This is a genomic window from Rhizobium sp. SEMIA 4085, from assembly GCF_013004495.1.
In the GTDB taxonomy this organism is placed as follows: domain Bacteria; phylum Pseudomonadota; class Alphaproteobacteria; order Rhizobiales; family Rhizobiaceae; genus Rhizobium; species Rhizobium gallicum.
The window spans coordinates 1-3,721 of sequence record NZ_JABEPH010000476.1; the positions used below are offsets into that span (position 1 = coordinate 1).

Genomic DNA, 3,721 nt, shown 5'->3' on the forward strand with positions numbered 1-3,721 from the left:
CCTTCGGCCCGCGGGGTATCTCGATTGCGCCGGAAACCACAGTTGAGCTGAGTTTCAGGGCTTATGCGCAGGGGCGAGACCCTGTCCAGGAGAAAGTGCTGGACTTGGCCGGCAGGCACTAAAGCGATCCCTATCGATGCGATCAGAACGCTTGGGCGCCCAAGGAGGGGCAGCCCTTTACGCTCCTCATCCTCACTTTCGAGGATGAGGGTGGAAGGACGCGCTACCCCGCACCGGTACGCCACTGGATAGCGGCAGCGCGTGACCGGCATGAAGCGGGTGGGCTTTCACGAAGGCAGGGGCAAACCGCCGATCAGTTCGAAAAGGTTGCGGCCGTTCGTGAAGTCTGGCCCGAGGACCGTCCGCTGACCGCTCGCTGCGGCGTCATCGAGTTTGACGGCCGTGACGAAGACCCTGCAGGACGCGATCGATCTTGTAGGAAAATTCAAGGCGGCTGGCCTCCATTTCCTCGATACAAGCCTCGCTGGAGTTGCGAAACGTCCAACTTGGGGGGCTCGAGCGTGTGCCGCAGTTCGCATCCGCACGATGCCAACCGACTTCATCGCCTTGAAAGGATTAGAATCCGCGACACATATCCGATGACACAGGATCTGCGCCTAAGGTTTGGGTTAAATCTTAGCTTTTGGGGCCGGCCTATGCAGGAACGCAATACAGCGGCCCGTCAGCTCACGGCATGTCAACGTGGGATTTGGAAGAAAGCTCGTGAGTGCGACCGCCGCTCAATTGGGCGCTGAATTCTCGCAAGATTGGAACTCTACCGGCCTGACCGTTTTGGCTTTTGGCGCTTCGCGATCGCCTTACGACATTGGATGGGCGACCATATTGATAAACTATTTCTGGCAGCCGGCAATTGCGGGCGGTACTGTCACTCTTGGCGCCGTCGCCGCCATCAGGCAAACACCGCTCCCGCCTGTTGCCGAGGAAGTTCACCGGAAAAGAATGCTGGCTGAGCCATGTCTGGGCGGCGGTGATGGACAATGATCTGCTAATCATGTTGGGAGTAGCCTCCGCCGCGGCTCTTGCGTCGCCGCTTGGCGGCCTGGTGACGATCTGCATCCGACCGTCGAGCCTGCTGCTTTCGATTGCTGTCGGCTTTGCAGCCGGCGTCCTACTTGGCACTTTCGCATTCGAGATGATGCCAAAATCCCTTGAATGGGCATCTGTCCCACTCGTGGCCGGCGGTTTTCTCATCGGCCTCACTCTCGTCTACATTCTCGACCTTTACGTCAATCGCTGGCGAACGGCAGGACCGGAGGCGGATCAGAAGCGCGAGGTCGATCGTTTGCACCGGCGCAAGAGACCCCGCGGCAGCAACGTTGCCGTGCTCGCCAGCGGCACGAGCGCCGAGGAACTTATCGAAGGGATGATCATCGGCATCGGCGTCGCCTTCGAACCTGGCGTCGCGCTGATTGTGGGGTTGGCGATATGCATCGACAATCTGAGCGAGGGCATGAGCATTGGTGAGTTGGTCCTCGACGAGGAGGAGAACGATGCAAATTGGCAAATTCTCGGCTGGACCTCGTTGATCGGCCTTTCCGTGTTCGTCTCAACCTTCACGGGGTGGTTTCTACTGAGGGGACTCCCAGAGGCAGTTCTAGGTTTTCTTTTTGCGATGGGGGCGGGCGGCATGTTCTACCTTACGATCACCGACCTCGTGCCCGAGGCGGAATCGCATCAGTTCCAGCAGTCATCGGCGGTTGCCAGCGCCTTCGGTTTCCTGCTCATCATGGCGCTTGCGGAGATGACCTGAAACAGGATGACGCGCGGCGCGGCAGGCTCGCCATGCGGCAATGCCTCACCCGAGAAAACAGCCGAACTTGCGCAGTTCAGACAATTGCCCGGTCCCAGCCGCCATAGTGCTCTTCGCTGCGCGTCCCGCGTGGCAGGCTGAGCACCACCAGGGCCAGCCCTATCGCCACGTCCGCCAAAGTGCCCACCATTCCGCCGCCGCCAAGTAGAAACGGCGATGCCGCGACCCATGCGCCGAGCGCCCCATTAAGGAAACGCACCGGCCGAACGACCTCCGCCATCGCAATGATGGCAACCAGTATGACGGTGCAGCCAGCGACATGGTCGCTGTAATAGAGAGGCGGATTGCTACCGAAGACGAGCGGTGTCGTCATCAATAGCGCGCCGAGCAGGACGCTCGTGACCAGCGTCCAGGGAAAGTTCACACCGCCGGTGATGAATTCCTTCAATAGCTGCGCAGCCGGACGGTCTAGATCGGGTCCGGGCGTCTGGTTTTCCGAAAGCGCGGGACCGCCCATCCAGAATGTCCGCCAGAGGGGCTCGCCCGCCCTCTTGGCTCTCCACAAATACTGGACCGTCGCCAGCACCTCGTCGATCGCATAGGGGATGAGCACGACCGTGACGGCCGCCTGGATGATGCAAAGCGTGCACAGCGCGCCGATCAGGGGCGGCTGAATGATGATAAAGGAGACGCTCACCGCGCCAAGCGGCACAATCAGCAGGCCGAACAGCAGCACCATCCAGGGCATCGTGCGCCAGCGGCGGCGGTCGCCGATCGCGCCGGCGAGAATATCGAGCGCGTAGGCGAAGGCCCCGAGCCCGGCATCGGCGATCGGAAAGCCTTTCGACACCCAGGAGGTAACGACGGCCTCGCTGCCATTGCGAACGGACGCCTCGCCCGGGCCGAAGAACGGATCCCAGAGGCCGTCGATATGGCCCAACTGGTAAGCGGCGAGATAGCGCGAGACGAACAGGCCGACGAAAGCGAGCGCCACGATCGGGAGGCGTTGAGTGAACGCGGACGGCGAATAGCTCCAACCGAGAGGGCGGTCGTCGTCCGCCGCGAGCGCCCGCGCGCGAATTCCTGGCGTCGGCGGGATCATCACGGCAAAGGCGACGATCAAAATGCCTGCGAGTGTGTCGGTTGCGTAGGCGGCCGCACTTGTCGTCCAGAAGACGAGCGGGGCGAACATCACCCAGACGCCGAGAAGCGCTGTGATCCATTGTACCGAGGACCAGCGGCGGTACATCCCCAGTAGAGCGAATGTCACCACAAGCAGACCGGACAGGACCTCGCTTGCGCCCAGACGCGCATCGCGGATGGCCGGCTCCGCGATCTCGTGCCCCAGCGCTGGCGGGAACGGGGCGACGACCGGATCAAAGAGACCGAGCGTCATTGGCGAGGCGACGAGCCATAGTCCGAGCGCCACGTTCGCCAGTGGCGCCCAGAGCGTCCAAAGCCGGTGTCGCTCCACGGCGGCTTCGACTTCCTCATCACTGCGCTCGAGCGGCGCTCGCAGGCGCTTCTTTGCCTCTTCGATCTCCGGCTTGGAGGCCGCCACAACGGAGGATTCGAGCTTGTTCTTCGCATACCAGTCGGTTGGATCTTCTTTCAGCCGCCGGATCATTTCCGGCAGCGTGGCAGCCAGGCTGTGCCGGGGTTCCCAGCCGATGAGCGCGCGGGCCCGGGATATGTCTATCTCGTAGTGGTCGTCGGAGGTCTCGATCATCCATGGCCGGATGTCGGTGTCCTGGTCGAGCACCTCCGTCTGCATCCATACGCCAGCCTTGGCGAGGCTTTTCGGCAGCACGAGCGTGTTCCAGTCCTGGCGATGAAGCAGCCGGCCGATACGCTTCTGCAGCTCCTCGTAGGACAGGGTTTCTTCCTCGCCGATCAGCACCACGCTTTCATCGGAAAGCGTGGTGCGGCGCTCGACGGTGCGCACAATTG

At 61.9% G+C, this 3,721-nt stretch carries 3 protein-coding genes; 1 reads left to right on the forward strand and 2 read right to left on the reverse strand.

Translation table 11 applies throughout. From position 1 onward, the window contains the following. Positions 1-287 precede the first annotated feature (287 nt). Positions 288-449: a hypothetical protein gene (locus C9413_RS34335; protein ID WP_170251294.1), complete on the reverse strand. Its 162-nt coding sequence runs from the start codon at positions 447-449 to the stop codon at positions 288-290. 542 nt (positions 450-991) lie between these two features. Between C9413_RS34335 and C9413_RS29380 the strand changes: the two genes are divergently transcribed. After that, the gene (locus C9413_RS29380; RefSeq protein WP_040114738.1) at positions 992-1,771 is read left to right on the forward strand and encodes a ZIP family metal transporter; all 780 of its coding nucleotides are present in this window, start codon (positions 992-994) and stop codon (positions 1,769-1,771) included. 76 nt (positions 1,772-1,847) lie between these two features. Here the strand turns inward: C9413_RS29380 and C9413_RS29385 are convergent. After that, on the reverse strand, positions 1,848-3,721 hold a 1,874-nt coding region (locus tag C9413_RS29385; protein WP_170251295.1), incomplete at its 5' end, for a vitamin K epoxide reductase family protein.